Source organism: Caballeronia sp. LZ003 (genome assembly GCF_031451465.1).
Classification (GTDB): domain Bacteria; phylum Pseudomonadota; class Gammaproteobacteria; order Burkholderiales; family Burkholderiaceae; genus Caballeronia.
The window spans coordinates 718441-738022 of record NZ_JARUXJ010000002.1 but is presented as its reverse complement, the minus strand read 5'-3'; the positions used below and the strand labels follow the sequence as shown (position 1 = coordinate 738022).

Sequence of the window (19582 nt, the reverse complement as noted above, 5' to 3'; positions counted from 1 at the left end):
TCTTTCCCTCTCATCGTTCAAGGAAGATCAACGTGACCAACACCGCACCATCTGCACTCGATGTCCGCGACTTGCGCGCGCTTTTGCCCTGGGTCGCCGATCAGGAAGCGCAACCCGGCCGCGACACGGCCGCCTTCAAGGCCACGATGCAGCGCCTTAAAAACGCGCGCATCGGCGCATTGCGTTTGCCGCGCGAACGTGGCGGCGCCGCGTTGACGCTCACGCAGTTATTCGACTTCGTGATCGATCTTGCAGCAGCCGATCCGAATGTCGCGCACGCGTTCCGCAACCATCTGAATCTGGTGGAGAGCCTGTTGATCGACCATAAACGCCTCCCCGCATTCGATACCTATCTCGACCGCGTCGCGCGTGGCGAGACTTATGGCGCATCGGCGACGGAACTCGGCAAGCGCAACGTAGGCAACTTCGATTACGACACAGCGGTCACGTCCGGCCCTGACGGCCTGCGTCTGAACGGCAAGAAGTTCTACAGCACGGGCAACCTGTATGCGGACCACATCTATGTCTATGCAGTCGATGAAGCCGGCAAGCAGATCAAGGTCGTCGTGCCCGCCACGCGCGAAGGCGTGGATATAGTGGACGACTGGGACGGCTTCGGTCAGCAGTTCACGGCAAGCGGCTCGACCAACTACACGAACGTGAAGGTGTTGCCCGATGAGATCGTCGATAACAGCCGCGTCACCGCGCTGCCGTATGTCGCGACCTTCGCGCAGTTGTATCTCTCGGCGGTGGTGGCGGGCATTTTGCAGCGCGTTGTTTCCGATGCCGCGCACTTGCTGAAGTCGCGCGAACGCAATTTCTATCACGGCGTCGATGAAGTACCCGCCAACGACCCGCTTCTGCAAGCAGTGCTCGGCCGCATCGAAAGCGTGGCGCATCTGGCGCGTGTGAGTGTGCTTGAAGCGGCGCAATGGCTCGAACGCGGCTTCGACAGCGCCGCATCGGGCGATGTCTCCTCGCATGCGTTCGAGCGCGCCGCCAACAGCACGGCGAAGTCGAAAGTGGTGATCGACGAACTCGCCTTGCGCGCAGCGGGAGAACTGTTCGAACTCGGTGGCGCTTCGAGCACGCGCGTGAGCCAGCGGCTCGACCGGCATTGGCGCGCGTTGCGTACGGTGACGGCGCACAATCCGCTCATCTTCAAGGCGCTTGCAATCGGCAGGCAGGCGGCGCATGGCACGCCGCTGCCCAATCTCTCCTACTTCTGAATCATGCTCGCGTGCCGTGCAAGTCAACCCGCCTTCACGCGTTCGCGCAACGTCGCATGTTCATACGACGCGGGCCGCAAGCCGCGTCGCCGCAATTCGGGGACCACGAGATCGACGAACTCGTCCATGCAGGCAGGCAACGCGTGCGTGATGCAGATAAAGCCATCGCCGCCGCCTTCATCGAGCAAGGTCTGCAAATGATCCGCGACTTCCGACGCCGTACCCACGACATGCGGTCCCTGTCCCGCAGCGAAATGACGCGCGATCTCGCCGAGCGGCGTATGCGGCGCGAAGTCTTCGGTGATGGTGGAAAGATGCCCGCGAATGCCGCTCGTTTCGCCGATATCGGGAAACGGCGCGTTGGCGTCGAAGCGCGAGAGGTCGGTGTTGAGAAACGCGGACAACATGGTGAGGCCCGCTTCGACCGTCACGTTGTCGCGAATGGCCTTCTGCTTCTGCAAGGCTTCTTCGCGAGTCTGCCCGACGATAGGCACGATACCCCACAGAATGCGCACATCGCCCGCGCTACGTCCGGCTTTCGAGGCTTCGCCCTGCACCTTGTCGACGAACTCGCGCATGCCGCGCGCCGAATGCCGCAAGCCGAACACGAGTTCCGCATGCCGTCCCGCGAATGCCGCGCCCGCGCTCGATGAACCCGCCTGCGCAATCAACGGCCTGCCCTGCGGCGAGCGCGGCACCGTGAAGCGCCCCTGGCTCGCGAAGAAGTCGCCGTGAAAGTCGATCCTCGCGACTTTCGATGGATCGGCGAACACGCCCGACGCGCGGTCCGCGACGATCGCGTCCGGCTCCCAGCTATCCCATAGCGTCTGGCACAGCTTGAGATACTCCTCCGCGCGCCGATACCGCGTGTCGTGTTCATCGAGCTTCTGCCCGAACTGACGTGCTTCGGGTTCGCCCGCCGTGGTCACGAGATTCCAGCCCACGCGTCCTTCGGTCAGATGATCGAGCGTCGCGAACTGCCGCGCGACCCAGTACGGCGGCAGAAACGCGGTACTCAGCGTCGTGATGATGCCAACCGACTGCGTTACACGCGCCATGATCGGAATGAGCGGCAGCGGGTCATGTCGCGGACATTGCACGGCCCAGCGCAAGGTGTCGTCACTGTCGCCGCGATACGTCTCGTAGATCGAATACGAATCCGACAAGAAGATGGTGTCGATGCCGCCGCGCTCCGCCGTGCGCGCAACGTGCTCCCAATACGCCGGACGGTCGTAGCGCAAGCCCTGGAACGAGCGCGGCAGACGCCATTGCCCGACCGTGTGCGGCGAAGCCGAATGCGACAGAAAGAATGCAAGCAGCACGATACGTGTCCTTGTTTAGCGCGTGGAAACGTTCGGACGCTCGACGCCGAGCACGTGTCGCGCAACCACGCCTTTTTGCTTGTCGACCGAATCGTGCAGCGTCAGCGTGCGCGCGTTGCGCCAATGCCTGTCCGCCGCGACGCGCCTCGTGGCCGAACGCGCGCCGCCGATCTGAAAGAGCCGCGAACCCGCCTCGATGGAACTGCCGCTCGCATGCACCTTCGCCTGATAAACGGCGACCAGCACCTCGGCAATATCCGCTTCGCCGCGCGTGAAGGCGTCCATCGAACGGGCTGCTTCGTTGATCAGCGCGCGGCTAGCACTCAGCGCGATGCGGATATCGGCGACATGCGCCTGAATCGCGGGCTCCTCGGCGGCGCGTGCGTAACCGTTGGTCGGCTTCTGCACGTGATTCACGAAGTGCAAGGTATCGTCGAGCGCCGCTTCGCCGATGCCCGCGAGAATCGCCGCAAAGCCGAGTTGATAGAGCGGCGCGAAGATAGCCGCAGCAGGCACGCTGGCCGGATTGCCCGCAACCCAGCGGCCATCGATCACGCTTTCGTTCACGACGAGCCGACCGCTCGATGTGGCCCGCTGACCGATGCCGTCCCACGTATCGAGCACGTTCACCGCTTCGTGACTGCGCGGCAGCAGCACGAGAACGGACTCGGGCGGACGGCCTTCGTCGTCGGTCACGGTCGCGCACTGGAAGAGCGCGTAAGTGCAGCCGACCGAGCCTGTCGCGAAGGCTTTTTCCGCCTTGACGCGCCAGCGGCCGTCGTCGAGACGCTCGGCATACGACTTGAGGTTCGTGCGCTTGTTGTCGTACGTGAAGCGCTCGTCGGGTTCGGCGGCGGTGAAGCAGAAGGTCGCGCCATCGTCGCGCACGGCGGCGGCGAGTTCATCCACAAGTGCGGAATCGGCCAGCAATTCCAGCGTGAAAAGCGCGCCTGTCTGCACCGTATAGAGCTGCGCGGTGTTGCTGCAGGCGCGCGCGATCGATGTCACCGCATCGAAGAAATGCGTGAAGCTCGTGCCGCGTCCGAAGCCCGCTCCGCCGCGTTCCAGCGACAGACCGGCTGCGAGCAGACCCGCATCGTGCAAGGTGCGGATGTTGTCGTAGGGAAACGTCGCGGCTTCGTCGGTTTGCGCACTGCGTTGCTTGAGCACCGGCGTGGCTTCGGCAAGTCCACGATGCAGGCGTGCGATGGCATCGGAGAAAATGGTTCGATCGATCTGGTTCATGTCGGCTGGCTCAAAGGTCGCGATATTGCGCGCCCGGATGCGTCGCTCGCAGATGAGGTCCGCGCCCGGCAAAGAGCTTCTCGCGCAGCGTGCCCTCGGCATACTCGGTGCGATAACGCCCGCGATTCTGCAGTTCCGGCACGACGAGATCCACGAACGCATGCAGGCTTTCGGGCATCACGAGACGCCGCAGATTGAAGCCATCGACGCCAGTTTCATCTATCCATGCAATCAACTGATCCGCCACCTCGCGCGGATCGCCGACGATGAACGGCCCGCGTCCGCCGATCTGATCGAAGCGGCTCATGTCGCGCGGCGTGATGGGCCGGCCTGCACGCTTCGTGAGATTCTCGACGGTCGACTGCAGCGCGTTGCTCTTCACATAGCGAATCGGTTCGTCCAGATCCAGTTCCGCGAAGTCGATGCCGGTCCAGCCCGACACCAGCGCAAGTTGTCCCAACGTATCGACGTATTTGGCATACTCGGCCTGCAATTCGCGCGCGTCCTTCGACGTGCGCGCAACCACGACGGTCGCGCCGAGATAGAGCAGCTCATCGTCGGCAGCGCGGCCTGCATCGACTGCATGCTGGCGGATGTCGCGCGCCGCCGCCGCGACGATGGCAGGCGTCTGTCCTTCGAGAAACACGCATTCCGCATGCTTGCCCGCGAACGCCTTGCCGCGTCCCGACGCACCGGCCTGATACAACACCGGCGTGCGCTGCGGCGAAGGCTCGGTGAGATTGAAGCCATCGACACGGTAATACGGGCCTTCATGCTTCACGCGCCGCACGCGCGACGGGTCGGTATAAGGATGTCCCGCACGCTTGTCGCGCACCGCCGCGCCTTCGGCCCAGCTTCCTTCCCACAGCTTGTAGACGGCTTCGAGGAAGTCCTCGCCGGCCGCGTATCGCTCGTCGTGCTCGCGCGCTTTCGCGAGACCCATGCCACGCGCCGCGCTTTCCAGATAACCCGTCACGACGTTCCAGCCCGCACGGCCGCTCGTCAGATGATCGAGCGTGGAAAAGCGCCGCGCGAACTGATACGGATGCTCGTAGGTGAGGTTCGCCGTCACGCCGAAGCCGATGTGCTTCGTCGCATAAGCCATGGCGGGCACGGTCAGCAACGGATCGTGCGAGGGCGCTTGCGCAGCCGCGAAGAGCGTGGCGTCGGTGCCGCCGCCGTAGACATCGTAGATGCCGAAGACATCGGCGAGAAACACGCCGTCGAAGAGACCGCGCTCGGCCGTCTGCGCGAGTTCTACCCAGTAGCCGAGCGTGTTGTGTTCGAGCGAGCGGTCGCGCGGATGCCGCCAGAAGCCCGCCCACGAATGCGCGGGTGCGTTCATGTGGAACGCGTTGAAGTGGATGTGCTGGGTCATTTTCTGGAGACGATGGTCCGGTTCCACGAGTCCTGCGCGCGATCGAACGCGCCCCAGAACTTGTTCCAGTCCGGGTGATATAGCGCCTGGGCTTGCTCCGGCTTGTAGATGAGCTTGGCCGCGAGTTGCGGGTCGGCTTCGATCACGGGCGCAAGCAGGCGGTTGGTCGGGCCGTAGTAGAAGTCCGTTGCGTTGCCGAGCTGATAAAGCGCGCCGTAGATCTCGTTCAGGAACTGCGCCGCGAGTTCGGGATGCGGCGTGCCCTTGACGATATCCGCCGTCGATGCGAACGCGATGGAGCCTTCCGTCGGACGCACCGCGCGCGCGGGCTTGTAGGCATCCTGAAGCGCGTAGGCACGGCCATCGGCAATGACGGTAAGCCAGATATCGCCGGACTTGATGAGTTGCTCCGCCTGTTGCGAGGTCTGCCAGAACGTGCGCGCATTGATCTTCGCAATCTCCGCAACGGCCTTGTCGAGATTGCCTTCATCGCCGCCATTCAGACGCGACGTTTCGATCAGCAGCGCGCGGCCCGCGCCATTGGCGAGATCGGGCAACGCAACGTGACCCGCGAGCTTCGGGTTCCACAAGTCCTTCCACGATGAGGGCGCGGGAATGCCTGCTTGCTGAAACTTGTCCGCGTTGTAGACGAAGATCGCCGAGACGAAATCGAAGTCAGGCGCATAGCCCTGCGCGTTCTTCGCGAGATCGAGCGCGAAATTCACGTTCGGCACTTTCGCCGGATCGAGCTTTTGCAGCACGCCTGCCTTGATGGCTTGCGCGCGCACGTCGCCGTCGAGCAGCACGACGTCATAGGGCACGTTGCGGCCGTTCGCGGCGACGAGCTTGGCGACGTGATCGATCGACGCGCCATCGATGAATTGCACCTTCACGCCCGTTTTATTGGTGAAGATGTCGCCCGCGTATTTGATCTGCGTCTGCGTGGACTTGCCGCCCCACGACGACACGCGCAGCACGATGTCTTTGGGGTCTGCGCTCTGCGCATGCGCGAGCCCGGCAACGAGGGATGCGGTCAGTGCGAAGAGCCCGAGCGCGAGCCTGGCGATAACTTTCAAGAATGGCCTCGTGAGGAAAGAAGGAGAAGGCTCAACGCCGCGAAAAGAGACGTTCGAGACGGAAGAAACGATTGAGCAGCAACGCGAGCGCGGCCCAGAACGCAACGATCAGCGTGGACAGCGCGGTAACCGCGTTATCGAACTCCACTTCCATCGCGTTGAAGAGTTTGACGGGCAAGGTCGGACGGCTCGGGTCGCCCACGAACCATGCGACCACCACGTCGTCGAACGAAAGCACGAAGGCGAACAGCATTCCCGCGATCACGCCGGGCAAAACGAGTGGCACGGTCACGCGCCAAAACACTTGCCAAGGCGTGGCGCCAAGGTTCTGCGCGGCTTCATCGAGCGCATTGTCGTAGTGCGCGAAGCTCGCGACCACCGAGCGCACGACGAGCGGCAAGGTGAACACGGCCTGCATCAGCACGATGGCCGCGCTCGTTCCGTTGAGTCCGATGTCGTGCCAGTCGGCGGCGAGCATGAAGAACTTGAAGCCCGCCACCGCAATGACGATAGTCGGCACGCCCAGCGGCGCAACGCATAGCGCATTCACGATGCCGCGCCCCGCATAACGTCCGCGCACGATCGACAACGAAAGCGGCACACCGACGAGCGTGGCGAGCGCGGTCGTCGCCGTGCCCAGCGCGACGCTGTAGCGCAGCGCAGCGTAATAGTCCGGCGAGATCGAGCGATACCAGTGGAGCGTCCAGTCGCTCGGCGGAAACGCGAGCGCGCCGCTCTTCGAAAACGAAGCACTGACGATGCCGATAAACGGCAGCAGCAAAAACACGGGCACCGCGAAGGTCGCGATACGCAGCAGCCATTTCAACGCGCTCGATGCGGCATCGCGATGCCACACGACGGACGACGTACTCGCTTGGGTACTCATGTCCGCGCTCCGCTCATTCGCACGGCGAGCAGCATCGATGCGAGCGCGGCGATCATCGTCAGGATGGCGGCGGTCGAGCCGACCGTGTAGTTCAGCACGCCGTGCATCTGCTGATCGATGTAGAGCGCCATGAACATCACCCGATGCCCGCCGAGAATGCCGGGCGTGACGAGCGCGCTGATCGCGGCCATGAAGACCATCGACGCGCCCGCCGCCAGTCCCGGCCGGCACAGCGGCAAGACCACGCGCACGAACGCCAGAAAAGGCGTCGCGCCGAGATTGATGGCGGCTTCCTCGAGCGCGGGATCGATCTTGCGGATGGCGCTCGTCAGCATCAGCACCATGAAGGGAAACTCCACATGCACCATGCCGATGAGCGCGCCGGTGTAGTTGAAGATCCACTGCACGGGTTCCTTTACCAGACCGGAACCCAGCAAGAGCGTATTGAGCATGCCGTGTTCGGTAAGCACCGGAATCCAGCCGAGATTGCGGATCACGGCGCTGATGAGCAACGGCAACACCGTCACGAACAAAAGCGGCGTGCGCCAGCGCGAACGCGTGCGCGCAAGGTGATAGCTGAACGGAAAGCCGAACACCGCGCAGATGATCGCCGTCAATGCGCCGAAGACGAGCGTGTCGAGCAGGATCTGGAGGTAGTACGCATCAGAGAGAAAGCGCGCGTAGTTGGAAAGCGTCCATGTGTCGTCGACACGGCCCATCGAGCCGCCGCCGTGCAGCGACAAGATCAGCAGATAGCCAATAGGCGCGACGAAGAACACGCCAAGAAACGCCAGTCCGGGCAAGGCGAGCGCGCCGTAGGCGGCGCCCCTGCGCTTCGTCGCCGAAAGCGGCGAAGGCGTCGCGGCGAGATCGCCACCTGTCAGCAAGGCATCGTTGCTCATGTGGCGGCCTCGTCGCGCAAGAGGACGGCATCGCCGTGGTCCCAGCCGAGCGTGACGGTATCGCCAGCGGCGGGTGCCGCGCGGCCCGACGTGCGCACGATGAGCGGCTCGCTTGCCTGCGTGCGGACTTCGAGATACCAGCCGTCGCCCGCATACGTGGCGAGTTCCACGCGGCCCTGCACGCGGTTCGGCAAACCCGCGCCGATCTGAATGCGCTCCGGCCGCAACGCGAGCAACAGCGGTTCGCCGGGCGCGGGCGCTGCGCCGCCGGCGAGATCGACATCGAATGGTTCGGCCGTCTCGCGGCTTTGCACGCGTAGGCGGCCATCGGCGCCGAGCGCGCCCGCCGTCACCGCGACGAGATTGATCTTGCCGATGAAACTCGCGACGTATCGATCCACCGGCCGGTCGTACAGTTCCTGCGGCGAGCCGATCTGACTGATACCGCCCTGCCGCATCACGACGATGCGATCCGAAAGACTCAGCGCCTCGCTCTGATCGTGCGTGACAAAGATGGTCGTGATGCCCACTTCGCGCTGAATGCGCTTGATCTCCGCCTGCAATTCCTCGCGCAGTTTCTGATCGAGCGCGCCGAGCGGTTCGTCGAGCAACAGCACGCGCGGATTGATGACGAGCGCTCGTGCCAGCGCGACACGCTGCTTCTGCCCGCCCGATAGCTGGTCCGGGTAACGATCCGCATAACCCGAAAGGCGCACGCGGTCGAGCGCTTCGGTGGCGCGCCGTTTGATCTCCTTGCCCGGCAGCTTGCGCACGCGTAGACCGAAGGCGAGATTCTGCGCGACCGTCAGATGCGGAAACAGCGCGTACTGTTGAAACACCATCCCCGTATTGCGCCGATGAGCCGGAACCTGCGTCACATCCTCGCCGCCGATATGGACCGAGCCCGCATCCGGCGTGACGAAGCCCGCGACCATGCGGAGACACGTCGTCTTGCCGCATCCGCTCGGGCCGAGCAAGGTGAGGAATTCGCCGTCGCGCACGGAAAGCGAGACCGCATCGACGACCGGTGCGCCGTCGTAGCGCTTGATGACGCTATGCAATTGAACCGTTGCCATGGACGCTCTGAGATGCAGCGCGTGGCCGCGCCGGTTGGATGGAACGAGCACTGGAGAGACGCGTCGTCGCAGAGCAAAAAGAATAAGAGCCGGCATGCCGAGGCCAAACCAATTTTCCTGGCTTAGAAAAGTGGCGGCGCGGTGATAAACGAATGCACCGATGGGTGATTAACTAAGGAAACGATCTGATACATTGCGCATCACCCAGACGCTCGAACTCCGCTCATGCGCCTTTCAGCCCTTGTGTTTGTCGCGCTTGCCGCTGTCTCCGTCGCGCGCGCGGACGAACCCGAAAGCCTCGCCGCCGATTTGCATGAAACCGTCGTGCAGGTTCCGATGATCGAGAAAGGCTTGTTCGGCGACTCGCGCCGTGAGCTGGTCGCGACGCTCTATCAGCCGGATGGCGCGGGGCCGTTTCCGCTCATCGTGCTGAGTCACGGCAGTCCGCCCGATCCGCTCAATCGCGTGAAGACCGGGCGTTTTCGGCTGATTCCGCAGATTCGTACTTTCGTGGAGATGGGTTTCGCCGTGATCGTGCCGATTCGCCGAGGCTATGGCGCGACGGGCGGCACGTATGCCGAGAGCACCGGCAAGTGCGCCACTGCCGACTACGAAGCATCCGGCAATGCAGCCGCACAGGACATTCTCGCGACCATCGCGTATGCGAAGACCCTGCCGCAAGTGGACGGCAACCGGATCGTGCTGGCGGGGCAATCTGCGGGCGGGTTTTCTTCGCTGGCGGCGGCGAGCTTCGATCCGCCCGGCGTGATAGCGGTGCTCAACTTCTCGGGCGGACGCGGCGGCGATCCGGCGAGGCATCCAACCGTGCCGTGCGCCCCGGACAACATGCTGAGAGCGATCACGCACTTCGCGGGCACCGTGCGCGTGCCGGTGCTTTGGCACTATGTCGAGAACGATCAGTACTTCGGCCCGGACTACACGCGAAGCTGGTTCAACGCATTCCAGCAAGCAGGCGGCCAAGGTCAGTTCGTGATGGAGCCGCCCTACGGTGAAAACGGTCACGGAATGTTCGCGTCCCGCGCGGCCATTCCGATCTGGCTGCCTTACGTGCGCAATTTTCTCGCGCCTGTCATTCAGATGCGTTGACTCTCAAGCTCGCAAGCGATGCGCGTTGCTTGCCGTCGGCGTCGAAGTTGTCGTCGGCGAGCCAGCGTTCGAATGCGGCGCGCACCGTGGGCCAGTCTTTATCGATGATCGAATACCACGCGGTATCGCGGTTACGCCCCTTGTACACGATAGCTTGCCTGAAGATGCCTTCGAATTCGAAGCCTAGTCGCAGCGCCGTCTTGCGCGATGGCGCGTTCAGGCTGTCGCATTTCCATTCGTAGCGCCGGTATTGCAGGGCTTCGAACACGTAGCGCATCAGCAGATACTGCGCTTCGGTCGAGATGCGCGTTTGCTTGAGCAGCGGCGAAAACGTCACGCTGCCCACTTCGATCACGCCATGAACCGGCTCGATGCGCATCAGCGCGAACGTCCCGACTGCCTTGCCGCTGGATTTATCGATGACGGCGTAGTGCATCGGATCGGCCGATGCCGCCGCTTGTGTCAAATACGTGCGGAACGCCGCAAACTCCTTGAACGGACCGGTGAACAGATAGGTCCAGTCGCTCGGCTCGCTGTACGCGTGGAAAAGATCCTGCGCATGTGCGCCGACATCGAGCGGCACGATCTTGCAGTGCGTGCCTTCGATGACGATTCGCGCGGGCCGCTCGCGCGTTTTCCAGTCGGTCACGGCATCGCCGATAGCTTGTTGGTACTCGTTGGTTCTTGCCATACGCCGAAAGTCTCCTCTTTCAGTTGAATTTGCAGTGTAGTGTGGCACGAACGAAAAACGACCGATCGTTCGCAGGGCAGGCCCGTGTTTTGCGGTAAGGATATTCGTGGAGGCAAACCGTCCCACGCAACCATTCAAGGAGGTTCACCATGAACAAGGATCAAGTTAAGGGTACCGCCGAAAAGGTGAAGGGCAAGGCGAATGAGGCGGTCGGCAAGATGACTGGCGACACCGCCCAGCAAGTGAAGGGTCAGGTCCAGCAAGGCGCCGGCGAAGCTCGCAAGCAATACGGCGACGTCAAGGAAGAAGTGAAGAAGGACCAGCGCTAAGTCGCTGAATGCCTCCTGGAGCGAGCCTTGAGCCACTCCCTGCAAGTCGAGGTTTGATGCCGGCACGAGAGCTTCGCGCTCACTTGCCGGCATCGTTTCATTTCGCAGTTTGCGTTTGATATATTGGCCGCTTCCGTCCCTCGACTTATTCAACAATGCGAGTCGGCCGCCCGGTCAAACCTCTGCCTCATCCCGATTGCGACTATTGCGGCGCGCCCGCGACGCTTGTTCGCTCGGACGATGAAATCTACCCGTATCGCGACGATCACGGCCCGCTCTGGGATTGTGCGCCTTGCCAGGCGTGGATCGGTGTTTTCGCGCGCAGCACGCGCCAGGTTCCGCTCGGGCGTCTGGCCGATGCCGCTTTACGCGATCTGAAGACAAAACTACACGCTGCCCTCGAACCGCTCGCCCAGGCAAAAGTGCGCCGCGACGCGTGCAATATTTTCGAAGCCCGTGCAAAGGGCCTGAAGTGGCTCGCGCAGCAAATCGGCGCCGATACGGTAAAACCGTCCATCCACTCGCTGGATGCGGCGCAGTGCGAGCGCGCCATTGCGATCCTCGAAGAATTTGCACGCACACGCCAAAACAACCCTTCAGAAAACGCGTGGGACGAACGTTAACGAGAGAAGTCAACCACGACGGCGCTTCTTTCGCTTATACGCATGTCACGCACCCTTCCTTTTCAGCGTTCGCCGCAGGCTTCGCGCGCGCGGCTGTCCAAAGCGCAACTGCTGCCGATTCCTCGCGCGGTAGCCAACGAACTCGCGTTGCAAGTGCATCTGTCATTGCAAGCGCTGCGTGCCGGCGCCACCGACATCGCACCCGCCCAGCAGATCACCGAAGCGATGCTGCTCGCGCGCTTCCTGTCCGAAGCGGGTCACGGCGACTTCTCCCACGACGCGCTGATGGCCGCGGACCGCATCATGGCCGAAGTATTCGATGGCGGCCGCGAATCCGGCACGTGGACCCTCGCGCCGGAAGCATTCGAGCAGATCGCGGCAATCGTCTCCTTATACGATCATCAGTTGCAGCGCGCCACGCTCGCCGCCCTGACGACGGCAAGCGAGCGCCTCGACCGCTTCAAGGCTGGCGAAGCGTATCAACCGATGCAGCAACGCCGCGCCTTGAGTTAGCTTCAAGGCGTTTGCAGGCTGCCGTCCATGAGGCGCGTTTGCGTCCATACGGTAACGTCGGCCTCGCAGGGATATTTCGCGGCTTCCTTCTCGTCGATATCGACGCCCAAGCCTGGCTTGTCGTTCGCATGAACGTAGCCGTCGCGAAACTCCGGCAGGCCGGGGAACACATCGAGCAAGGCGGCACGCGGCCCTTTCAGATTCTGGATCACGAAATTGGGCGGCTCCGTGCCCGACCATTCCTGCACGCCGAAATTACGCGACGCCAGATCGATATGAATATTCGCCGCATGCGCGAGCGGCGACATATCGCCTGGACCGTGCCATGCCGTGCGCACGCCGAACTGCTCCGCGAAAATCTGCAGCTTGCGTCCCGCCGTGATGCCGCCTATCTGACTCAGATGCACGCGCACGAAATCGATCAACCGTTCAGTGATCAGAAAACGCCATTCATAAGGGTTGTTGAACAACTCGCCTTGCGCGAGCGGCGTCGTGGTCTTCGCGCGTAGTTGGCGCATCCATTCGCCTTCTTCCAGCGCGATCGCATCTTCGAGAAAAAAAAGTTCATACGGTTCCAGCTCGCGTGCGAAGCGAATTGCTTCCACTGGCTTCAGGCGCTCGTGCACGTCGTGGCACAGCGCGACATCGAAACCGATCTTGCTGCGAATTCCATCGAAAAGCTTCAGCGTATCGCGAATATATTTGCGGCTGTCGAGATAGATGCCATCGGGCGCGCCGCGCGGTGCGCTCTGCGGTGCCTTGCCGAAACCGCCACCGCCATAACCACCGCTTTGACAGCGAATATGCGTGATGCCCTGCTCGCGATATCGCTGAATGTTCTCGCAGAGTTCGTTGAGATCGCGACCATCCGCATGACGATAGATCGGCACGCCTTCGCGCACCTTGCCACCGAAAAGCTGATAGAGCGGCATGTTCGCAAGCTTGCCCTTGATGTCCCACAAGGCCATGTCGATGCCGGAGATCGCGTTGTTCTCTATCGGCCCGTTACGCCAGTAAGCGTTTTGATGCATGAGCTGCCATTGCTCTTCGATAGCTTGCGCATCGCGCCCGATGAGCAGCGGCCGCAAGTACTCTTCGATCAGACATTTGACCGCGAGATGCCGGTAGGCGAAGGTCGCGCAGCCGAGCCCATGGAGACCGTCCTGATTCGTCTCGACCTTCACGACGAGCAGATTGATGCCTTCCGGCGCGGTCAGTATGACTTTGACATCGGTGATGAGGATGGCCATGACGTTACTTCGCAAGAACGGAAGGCGTGGACTTGCCCGCGCCTCCCTTGGGCGTGGAGCGTTCGCCGGTGGTGGCGGGCACGAGCATCATCAGCACGACCGAAGCGAAGAGCGCCGCAGCCATGAACACATACGATGCGGACGGACTACCCGTCGCGCCATTCAGATAGCCGACGACCCACGAACCGCAGAACGCGCCGAGTGCGCCGCACGCATTGATGAGCCCGATCGCCCCGCCAAGGACGTTGCTCGGAATGAGTTCCGGCACGAGCGCGAAGAACGGTCCGTAGGGCGCGTACATGGTGCCGCCCGCGATCACGAGCAAGCCGAACGAGAGCCAGAAGTTGGAGCTGCCGACGAGATAGGAGCCGACGAACGCGATCGTTCCAATCAGCAGCAGCGGCCACACGAAGAGCTTGCGATTACGCGTCTTGTCGGAGAGCCACGATGCCAGCAGCATCAGGATGATGGCCGCGAGATAAGGCACCGCCGCGAGCCAGCCGACCGACACGATGTCGATGGTCGAAGCCGCCTTCAGGATGGACGGTAGCCACATGATGAAGCCGTACACGCCGATACTCCACAGCGCATGGATGGCGCAGCACTTGAGCACGATGGACGACCGAAACGCAGACTTGTAATCGCGCACGGGTGCGATGTGCGCCTGTTCCGAGACGAGACGCGCTTGCAGTTCGGCTTTCTCGGCGTCGCTCATCCAGGTGACTTCGGAGGGACGGTCCTTCACCGTGAACCACCACACCACGGCCCATGCAATAGCCGGCACGCCTTCGATGATGAACATCTCGCGCCAGCCGAAGCTCTTCACGAGATAGCCCGAAACCACCGACATCCACAGCACCGTCACGGGGTTGCCGAGAATGAGGAACGTGTTCGCGCGCGAGCGTTCGGTGCGCGTGAACCAGCGGCTGATGTACATGAGCATGGAAGGCATCACCGCCGCCTCGACGATGCCGAGCACGAAGCGCAGCACCATCAGCATCGGGATATTGCTCACCATGCCCGTCAACGCGGCGCACACGCCCCAGAGCACGAGACTGATGAAGATGAGTTTCTTGACGCTGTTCTTTTGCGCGTAGATCGCGCCGGGCACTTGAAACAAGCAGTATCCAAGAAAGAACAGCGAGCCGATGAGCGACGACGTCGCATGCGTGATGCCGAGATCGCGGTCGATGCCCGCCGCAGCCGCGAAGCCGTAATTCGCACGATCCAAATACGCAAGACTGTATGTGATGAAGATGATGGGCATGAGATACCACCATCTTTGCGGTGCCACCGTTTTGACGCTATCCATGTTGTCTCCAAGATTCATGGTGATACTTCAAAGCACGGCGAGCCAACCGCCATCGACATAAATGATCTGGCCGTTCACATAGCTCGATGCAGGCGACGCGAGATATACCGCCGTGCCGACGAGTTCCTCGGGCTTGCCCCAGCGTTGCGACGGATTGCTCGCCTTGACCCATGCGTCGAACTGCACGTTATCGACGAGCGCCTGATTCATGTCGGTGAGGATGTAGCCAGGGCCGATGGCGTTCGCCTGAATATCGAACGCGGCCCATTCGGCGCTCATGGCGCGCGTGAGCATCTTCACCCCGCCCTTGGCCGCCGTATAAGGCGCGACGGTGGCGCGCGCGCCTTCGCTCGTCAGCGACCCGATGTTGATGACCTTGCCACCCTTGCCGCGCGCGATCATGCGCCGCGCCGCTTCCTTCGCGACGATGAACGCGCTCGTGAGATTGGTGTCGATCACGCGTTGCCAGTCCGCGAGCGCGAGTTCGACGAGCGGCTTGCGAAACTGGATGCCCGCGTTATTCACGAGGATATCGACCTCGACGCCTTCGGCGTCCCACGCCTCGAAGGCGGCGGCGACCGCGGTTTCGTCGGTGACATCGAATGCACGGCCTTGCGCCGTGGCGCCCCGTTCGCGCAGACGGCGCACGGCTTCATCGACGGTATCGGCCTGCGTGCCGTTCACGATGATGCCCGCGCCCGCTTGCGCCAGGCCTTCCGCCAGCGCAAAGCCGATGCCGCGCGCCGATCCCGTTACGAGCGCGGTGCGGCCGCTCAAGTCGAACAACTGTGTCATGCGTAAGTCCTCGGTTGAATCGTTTCGCGTTGCAGGTTCAAAGCGGCTTGTCGTTGAGCGTGCGCGTCATCGCGGCGCGATCGTCGAAGTCCTTCTCCGCCCGCTCGATGAGCGTAAGCACCGCGCGCTCGGCGGCGGCGGTATCGCCCTGTTCGATTGCGACGCAGAGCGCTTCGTGCATCGGCAACGAACGCGCGGGACCGCCCGCGATCTCCGAGCTCAGTTCGAAACTCGTGCGCAGGATGGCCGACAGCGCGTTCTGCATCTGCTGGATGAACTGGTTATGGCAAGCGGTGAGAATCGCGCCGTGAAAAGCAAGGTCGGCGGGAACGTATTCGCCCTGGCCCGCGACAGCCCGCTCCATTGCCTTGAATGCGCGTCGAATGTCCTTGCGGTCCTGCGCGGTCGCCCGTTTCGCGGCGAGCTTCGCGGCATTCGGTTCAATGATGAGCCGCAACTCCATCAGGTCCTGAATGAGCGCGTCGTCGATTGCGCCTGCGCGTGCGCGCCACGTGATGACGTCGGGATCGAAAAGCTGCCACTGCGCGCGCGGCAGCACGATGGTGCCGTGGCGGCGGCGCACCTGAAGCATGCCCTTCGCCGACAACGACTTCATCGTCTCGCGGATAGTGACGCGGCTCACCTGCATCTGCTCCGCGAGTTCTGTCTCGGCAGGCAGGATGTCGCCGGGCGCGAATTTGCCGGAGCAAATCTGTTCGCCCATCTCGTTGAGCACTTGACTATGCAAAGTCGGCATTTTTATGTCTCTAGATCATACGTATGATTTGGAAGGTACCAATCAAATGGCCGTCAGAACAATGCGGGTTGTCCCTAGGATGGCGTCAGCGAAGGCCGGGGCGCCAGGATTCGGCGGTTAGTTGCGCGGCGTCGATCAGACGGCCGTATCTCGCTGGACTTGAGTGCCGCATATGCGCCGAACAGAACGTCGAAAAGGCATCACCTTCACCGATTGAAAGGCGAGCACGCGCATTAAACTTTGTTCCGTGGTGCTGATCAACGCACCGCACGAAAGCGGACCCGGCGAGTGCTGAACACACGGCCTCACCTACCTACCTTGACCGAAGCGCAGCCAAGCCAAGGTTCGCTTGAAGCAGTTGCAAACAGAAGTTGTCTGAAACCAACGCGTCATCTTTAACGCAACAAAGCGCAGCACGTTTTCCCGCTGTAGCCGTAATGCAGGCCTGAGCGCAATGGTCAGGAAGTGAGCAATGAGCAAGTGCAACGACGAAACCCCGTTCGGCCGATGGCCCAGCGGGGTTTGGTTTTTTGGACTTTGAAACCGGCGTGATGAACTTCCTCGTCATCGTTCCCTGAATGCCTAAAGTTCGCCACTGCCGCGCCGATAACGTACTTGTTGCAGCGATGCTTATAGGACGATCGGTCGTTCTTGCAACATCGGTTCAAGCGACTTTTCAAGCTTTTCTCAAACGCGAGCTTCGAGCAAACGATTGTCCGACGCTCGCCGCCCAGGGCCGCGCGTCGTTGAAGACGCAGGCTGACGTGATACCGCTTTAGTGGTCCAGCACCGATCTTCGTGTCGGACGGTTTCGTTCGTCCTCGGATTTGCGTTTATACGGATGACTAACTTCCGTCGCGTCTGGTCCGTGCGGATGATCACGCCTTCTTTAAGGGATTCTGTATCGTTATGACGACCGCGCCTCTTTTCTCTGCAACCCGTTTTACCGCGCCAAGCGCGATCAAGCTTGCAGCAGCGCTCGCCGCGAGCCTCGTTCTCGCGGCATGTGGCGGCGGCGGTGGCGGAGGCGATGCAAAGGAAGCGTCGAGCACCTCGGCGGCAGGCACTAACTCGTCCGGCTCCGCAGCGACGACTACAACCACGACCACGACCCAAAACGGCGCTGCATCGGCTTCGGCCGCGACCACGACGACGACGACGGCATCCACGAGCGACACGACGTCGTCCGCGCATACGGTCAGCGGCAGCAACTCGACCAGCAGCAACGACACGACCGTCATCGCGCCCACGGCGCCCGCAGCGCCCGTAACGCCTATAACGCCCGTAACGCCCATTGTCCCGCCCGCTGCAAACAACCCTCCGGCGTCATCAGGCTCCCCCGCTTCCGGCACGATCGTCACGCCCGTCACGCCCGTGACCGTGCAGTCGATCTTCTATGGCGCGAACGGCCACAACAACGAAGGCGGCGCCTACGACATATCGAGCCCCGCGCTGCAACTCTCGCAGTTGCAGGATCTAGGCGTGAAGATGTATCGCAACGAAGTGTTCAGCGCGTATGGTGCGACCAAGCTCGCCGGCATTGCAACGACGATGGCCGCGGGCGGCGTGACCGTCTACCCCGTCATGCTGATGGACCTGAACTACAGCAGCGAAGCCGATGCCTATAACGCGGCCTTCACGCTCGGTCAGCAGACGGCGGCCGCATATCGCTACCCGTACTATGAAGTCAGCAACGAGCTCGAAGCGCTATGCCTCACCGGAAACGTGGACGGCATCTATCCGCAGCACTACGACAACGCGAAGTTTCAGATTGCACGCGGCGTGATCCGCGGCATGATCGCGGGCGTGAAGTCCGTCGATACGGCGGGCAAGATCGTCATGGGCGGCGGCGCGTGGATGCACTACGGCTTCGATCAGATGCTCGCCAACGGCACGCAACCCGACGGCACCACGAATCACCCCATCGTCAGCTGGGACATCACCGCATGGCACTGGTATTCGGATCAGGGCGACATCGTGAACGCTTGCGGCGGCACCGGATGCCACAACGTGCTCGCGGCGCTCGCGCAGTTCAACAAGCCCATCTGGATCAACGAATTCGGTGTGCGCCCGAGCTATGGCACGGACACGCAAACCGCGAACTATCTGGTCGGCAACCTGATGATGGCGGAGTTCGTGCTGCTCGCGAGGCAATACAACATCCAGTCTATCCAGACTTACGAGCTGTATGACGACCCGGTGGGCGGCGAAGGTCCCTACGGCCTGATGCAGAACGACGGCAGGACCATCAAGCCGAAGTACACGGCGTTCAAGAACTTCGTCGCCGCGAACCCAATGTAAGGGCCGCTGTGCCGCTCAAAGCTGCACGCCGCGAGTGAGCGCGCCATCGACGACGAAGTTGGCGCCGCTCACGAAACTCGCCGCCGGACTCGCGATGAACGCAACGGCGTTCGCGATCTCCTGCGGCTTTGCCATACGTCCTGTCGGGTTCAACGCGAGCGCCTTGGCGAAGAGCTCGGGATCGTTATGCTCGATCCAGTCCCACACGCCGCCTTCGAAGTACACATTGCCGGGCGACACCGTGTTCGCGCGAATGCCCTTCGCGGCAAGCTGATTCGCAAGCCCCTGCATGTAGTGAACGAGCGCCGCCTTGAAAACACCATACGGTCCCGCCGCGAAATCGATCTCGCGTCCCGACACGCTGGAAATGGCCACGATAGACGCAGCCGCGCTCTGTTCGAGGTAGGGCATGGCGGAATTGACGAGATGAACCGTGCCGAGCAAGTCGGTCTCGAACTCCTTGCGCCACGATTCGATGTCGTTGCCGATAGCGAGCGCGCTCACATTGGCGACGATGATATCGATACCGCCCCAGTCCTCTCCAACGCTTTGCACCCAGGTCTCGAGCGCCGCGCCGTCGGCGACATCGACGGCTGCGCCCAGCGAACGCGCACCGCTCAGTTCCGCGAGCGCATCCGCTGTGCTTGCCACGCTTGCCGCATCGCGCGCACAGATGGCGACATCCGCGCCCTCCTTCGCCAGCGTCTGTGCAATGGCAAGGCCAATGCCCTTGGTCCCGCCCGTGACGATCGCTTTCAATCCCTTGAGTTGCAAGTCCATGTCCGTGGCT

At 62.3% G+C, this 19582-nt stretch carries 18 protein-coding genes and 1 pseudogene; 6 read left to right on the top strand and 13 right to left on the bottom strand.

Going from position 1 to position 19582, the window contains the following annotated elements:
* Nucleotides 1–32: 32 nt before the first annotated feature.
* Nucleotides 33–1229, top strand: a complete 1197-nt coding sequence (locus QCE79_RS17980) for an acyl-CoA dehydrogenase (protein WP_309846509.1) — start codon at nucleotides 33–35, stop codon at nucleotides 1227–1229.
* Between the two features lie 23 nt (nucleotides 1230–1252).
* Here the strand turns inward: QCE79_RS17980 and QCE79_RS17975 are convergent, their stop codons facing one another.
* Genes QCE79_RS17975 through QCE79_RS17945 form a run of 7 tightly spaced genes read right to left on the bottom strand, consistent with a single transcriptional unit; the run spans nucleotide 1253 to nucleotide 9114 of the window.
* Nucleotides 1253–2551, bottom strand: a complete 1299-nt coding sequence (locus tag QCE79_RS17975) for an NtaA/DmoA family FMN-dependent monooxygenase (protein WP_309846505.1) — start codon at nucleotides 2549–2551, stop codon at nucleotides 1253–1255.
* 15 nt (nucleotides 2552–2566) lie between these two features.
* Complete coding sequence (locus tag QCE79_RS17970) at nucleotides 2567–3796, bottom strand: acyl-CoA dehydrogenase family protein (RefSeq protein ID WP_244831095.1); 1230 nt, start codon at nucleotides 3794–3796, stop codon at nucleotides 2567–2569.
* A gap of 10 nt (nucleotides 3797–3806) precedes the next feature.
* Complete coding sequence (locus QCE79_RS17965) at nucleotides 3807–5174, bottom strand: LLM class flavin-dependent oxidoreductase (RefSeq protein ID WP_309846500.1); 1368 nt, start codon at nucleotides 5172–5174, stop codon at nucleotides 3807–3809.
* Nucleotides 5171–6250 (bottom strand): ABC transporter substrate-binding protein, encoded by a 1080-nt coding sequence (locus tag QCE79_RS17960; protein WP_250467803.1) that lies wholly within the window; start codon nucleotides 6248–6250, stop codon nucleotides 5171–5173. Before QCE79_RS17960 ends, QCE79_RS17965 begins: the two co-directional genes overlap by 4 nt.
* Nucleotides 6251–6281: 31 nt before the next feature.
* Nucleotides 6282–7136: an ABC transporter permease gene (locus tag QCE79_RS17955; protein WP_309846496.1), complete on the bottom strand. Its 855-nt coding sequence runs from the start codon at nucleotides 7134–7136 to the stop codon at nucleotides 6282–6284.
* Entirely contained in the window at nucleotides 7133–8038 is a 906-nt protein-coding gene (locus QCE79_RS17950) for an ABC transporter permease (protein WP_309846493.1), read from the bottom strand. The genes QCE79_RS17955 and QCE79_RS17950 overlap by 4 nt, the downstream gene beginning before the upstream one ends.
* A complete protein-coding gene (locus QCE79_RS17945; protein ID WP_309846490.1) occupies nucleotides 8035–9114 on the bottom strand; it encodes an ABC transporter ATP-binding protein in 1080 nt (359 codons plus the stop codon). Before QCE79_RS17945 ends, QCE79_RS17950 begins: the two co-directional genes overlap by 4 nt.
* Before the next feature lie 225 nt (nucleotides 9115–9339).
* On the opposite strand from QCE79_RS17945, the gene QCE79_RS17940 reads away from it, so the two are divergent.
* Nucleotides 9340–10221 carry a prolyl oligopeptidase family serine peptidase gene (locus QCE79_RS17940; protein WP_309846487.1) on the top strand — a complete coding sequence of 294 codons (882 nt, stop codon included), beginning with the start codon at nucleotides 9340–9342 and terminating at the stop codon, nucleotides 10219–10221.
* A 1-nt stretch (nucleotide 10222) separates the two neighbouring features.
* Here the strand turns inward: QCE79_RS17940 and QCE79_RS17935 are convergent.
* Nucleotides 10223–10912 (bottom strand): annotated as a pseudogene (locus QCE79_RS17935) (GNAT family N-acetyltransferase); the annotation flags it as partial.
* Nucleotides 10913–11061: 149 nt separating this feature from the next.
* Between QCE79_RS17935 and QCE79_RS17930 the strand changes: the two are divergent.
* The 3 genes from QCE79_RS17930 to QCE79_RS17920 all read left to right on the top strand — a co-directional run bounded on the left by QCE79_RS17930 (nucleotide 11062) and on the right by QCE79_RS17920 (nucleotide 12377).
* Complete coding sequence (locus tag QCE79_RS17930; RefSeq protein ID WP_244831087.1) at nucleotides 11062–11241, top strand: CsbD family protein; 180 nt, start codon at nucleotides 11062–11064, stop codon at nucleotides 11239–11241.
* Nucleotides 11242–11396: 155 nt separating this feature from the next.
* A complete protein-coding gene (locus QCE79_RS17925; RefSeq protein ID WP_309846484.1) occupies nucleotides 11397–11864 on the top strand; it encodes a zinc-finger-containing protein in 468 nt (155 codons plus the stop codon).
* 42 nt (nucleotides 11865–11906) lie between these two features.
* Nucleotides 11907–12377: a hypothetical protein gene (locus QCE79_RS17920; RefSeq protein WP_244831085.1), complete on the top strand. Its 471-nt coding sequence runs from the start codon at nucleotides 11907–11909 to the stop codon at nucleotides 12375–12377.
* A gap of 2 nt (nucleotides 12378–12379) precedes the next feature.
* On the opposite strand, the gene QCE79_RS17915 is transcribed toward QCE79_RS17920, so the two are convergent.
* Genes QCE79_RS17915 through QCE79_RS17900 form a run of 4 tightly spaced genes read right to left on the bottom strand, consistent with a single transcriptional unit; the run spans nucleotide 12380 to nucleotide 16491 of the window.
* Complete coding sequence (locus QCE79_RS17915) at nucleotides 12380–13627, bottom strand: enolase C-terminal domain-like protein (protein ID WP_309846481.1); 1248 nt, start codon at nucleotides 13625–13627, stop codon at nucleotides 12380–12382.
* Nucleotides 13628–13631: 4 nt separating this feature from the next.
* Entirely contained in the window at nucleotides 13632–14939 is a 1308-nt protein-coding gene (locus QCE79_RS17910) for an MFS transporter (RefSeq protein ID WP_244831083.1), read from the bottom strand.
* A 27-nt stretch (nucleotides 14940–14966) separates the two neighbouring features.
* Entirely contained in the window at nucleotides 14967–15734 is a 768-nt protein-coding gene (locus QCE79_RS17905) for an SDR family oxidoreductase (RefSeq protein ID WP_250527122.1), read from the bottom strand.
* 37 nt (nucleotides 15735–15771) lie between these two features.
* On the bottom strand, nucleotides 15772–16491 hold the full coding sequence (locus tag QCE79_RS17900) for a FadR/GntR family transcriptional regulator (protein ID WP_309846476.1): 720 nt from the start codon (nucleotides 16489–16491) through the stop codon (nucleotides 15772–15774).
* Nucleotides 16492–17400: 909 nt separating this feature from the next.
* On the opposite strand from QCE79_RS17900, the gene QCE79_RS17895 reads away from it, so the two are divergent.
* On the top strand, nucleotides 17401–18792 hold the full coding sequence (locus tag QCE79_RS17895; protein WP_309846473.1) for a hypothetical protein: 1392 nt from the start codon (nucleotides 17401–17403) through the stop codon (nucleotides 18790–18792).
* A 15-nt stretch (nucleotides 18793–18807) separates the two neighbouring features.
* Here QCE79_RS17895 and QCE79_RS17890 read toward each other — a convergent pair whose 3' ends face one another.
* A complete protein-coding gene (locus QCE79_RS17890; RefSeq protein WP_250493840.1) occupies nucleotides 18808–19572 on the bottom strand; it encodes an SDR family NAD(P)-dependent oxidoreductase in 765 nt (254 codons plus the stop codon).
* Between the last annotated feature and the right edge of the window lie 10 nt (nucleotides 19573–19582).

Coding starts and splice junctions, on each gene's coding strand:
- QCE79_RS17970 (WP_244831095.1), bottom strand. CDS start 3,796: ATGAACCAGATCGATCGAACCATTTTCTCCGATGCCATCGCACGCCTG.
- QCE79_RS17965 (WP_309846500.1), bottom strand. CDS start 5,174: ATGACCCAGCACATCCACTTCAACGCGTTCCACATGAACGCACCCGCG.
- QCE79_RS17955 (WP_309846496.1), bottom strand. CDS start 7,136: ATGAGTACCCAAGCGAGTACGTCGTCCGTCGTGTGGCATCGCGATGCC.
- QCE79_RS17950 (WP_309846493.1), bottom strand. CDS start 8,038: ATGAGCAACGATGCCTTGCTGACAGGTGGCGATCTCGCCGCGACGCCT.
- QCE79_RS17945 (WP_309846490.1), bottom strand. CDS start 9,114: ATGGCAACGGTTCAATTGCATAGCGTCATCAAGCGCTACGACGGCGCA.
- QCE79_RS17940 (WP_309846487.1), top strand. CDS start 9,340: ATGCGCCTTTCAGCCCTTGTGTTTGTCGCGCTTGCCGCTGTCTCCGTC.
- QCE79_RS17930 (WP_244831087.1), top strand. CDS start 11,062: ATGAACAAGGATCAAGTTAAGGGTACCGCCGAAAAGGTGAAGGGCAAG.
- QCE79_RS17925 (WP_309846484.1), top strand. CDS start 11,397: ATGCGAGTCGGCCGCCCGGTCAAACCTCTGCCTCATCCCGATTGCGAC.
- QCE79_RS17920 (WP_244831085.1), top strand. CDS start 11,907: ATGTCACGCACCCTTCCTTTTCAGCGTTCGCCGCAGGCTTCGCGCGCG.
- QCE79_RS17915 (WP_309846481.1), bottom strand. CDS start 13,627: ATGGCCATCCTCATCACCGATGTCAAAGTCATACTGACCGCGCCGGAA.
- QCE79_RS17910 (WP_244831083.1), bottom strand. CDS start 14,939: ATGGATAGCGTCAAAACGGTGGCACCGCAAAGATGGTGGTATCTCATG.
- QCE79_RS17905 (WP_250527122.1), bottom strand. CDS start 15,734: ATGACACAGTTGTTCGACTTGAGCGGCCGCACCGCGCTCGTAACGGGA.
- QCE79_RS17900 (WP_309846476.1), bottom strand. CDS start 16,491: ATGCCGACTTTGCATAGTCAAGTGCTCAACGAGATGGGCGAACAGATT.
- QCE79_RS17895 (WP_309846473.1), top strand. CDS start 17,401: ATGACGACCGCGCCTCTTTTCTCTGCAACCCGTTTTACCGCGCCAAGC.
- QCE79_RS17890 (WP_250493840.1), bottom strand. CDS start 19,572: ATGGACTTGCAACTCAAGGGATTGAAAGCGATCGTCACGGGCGGGACC.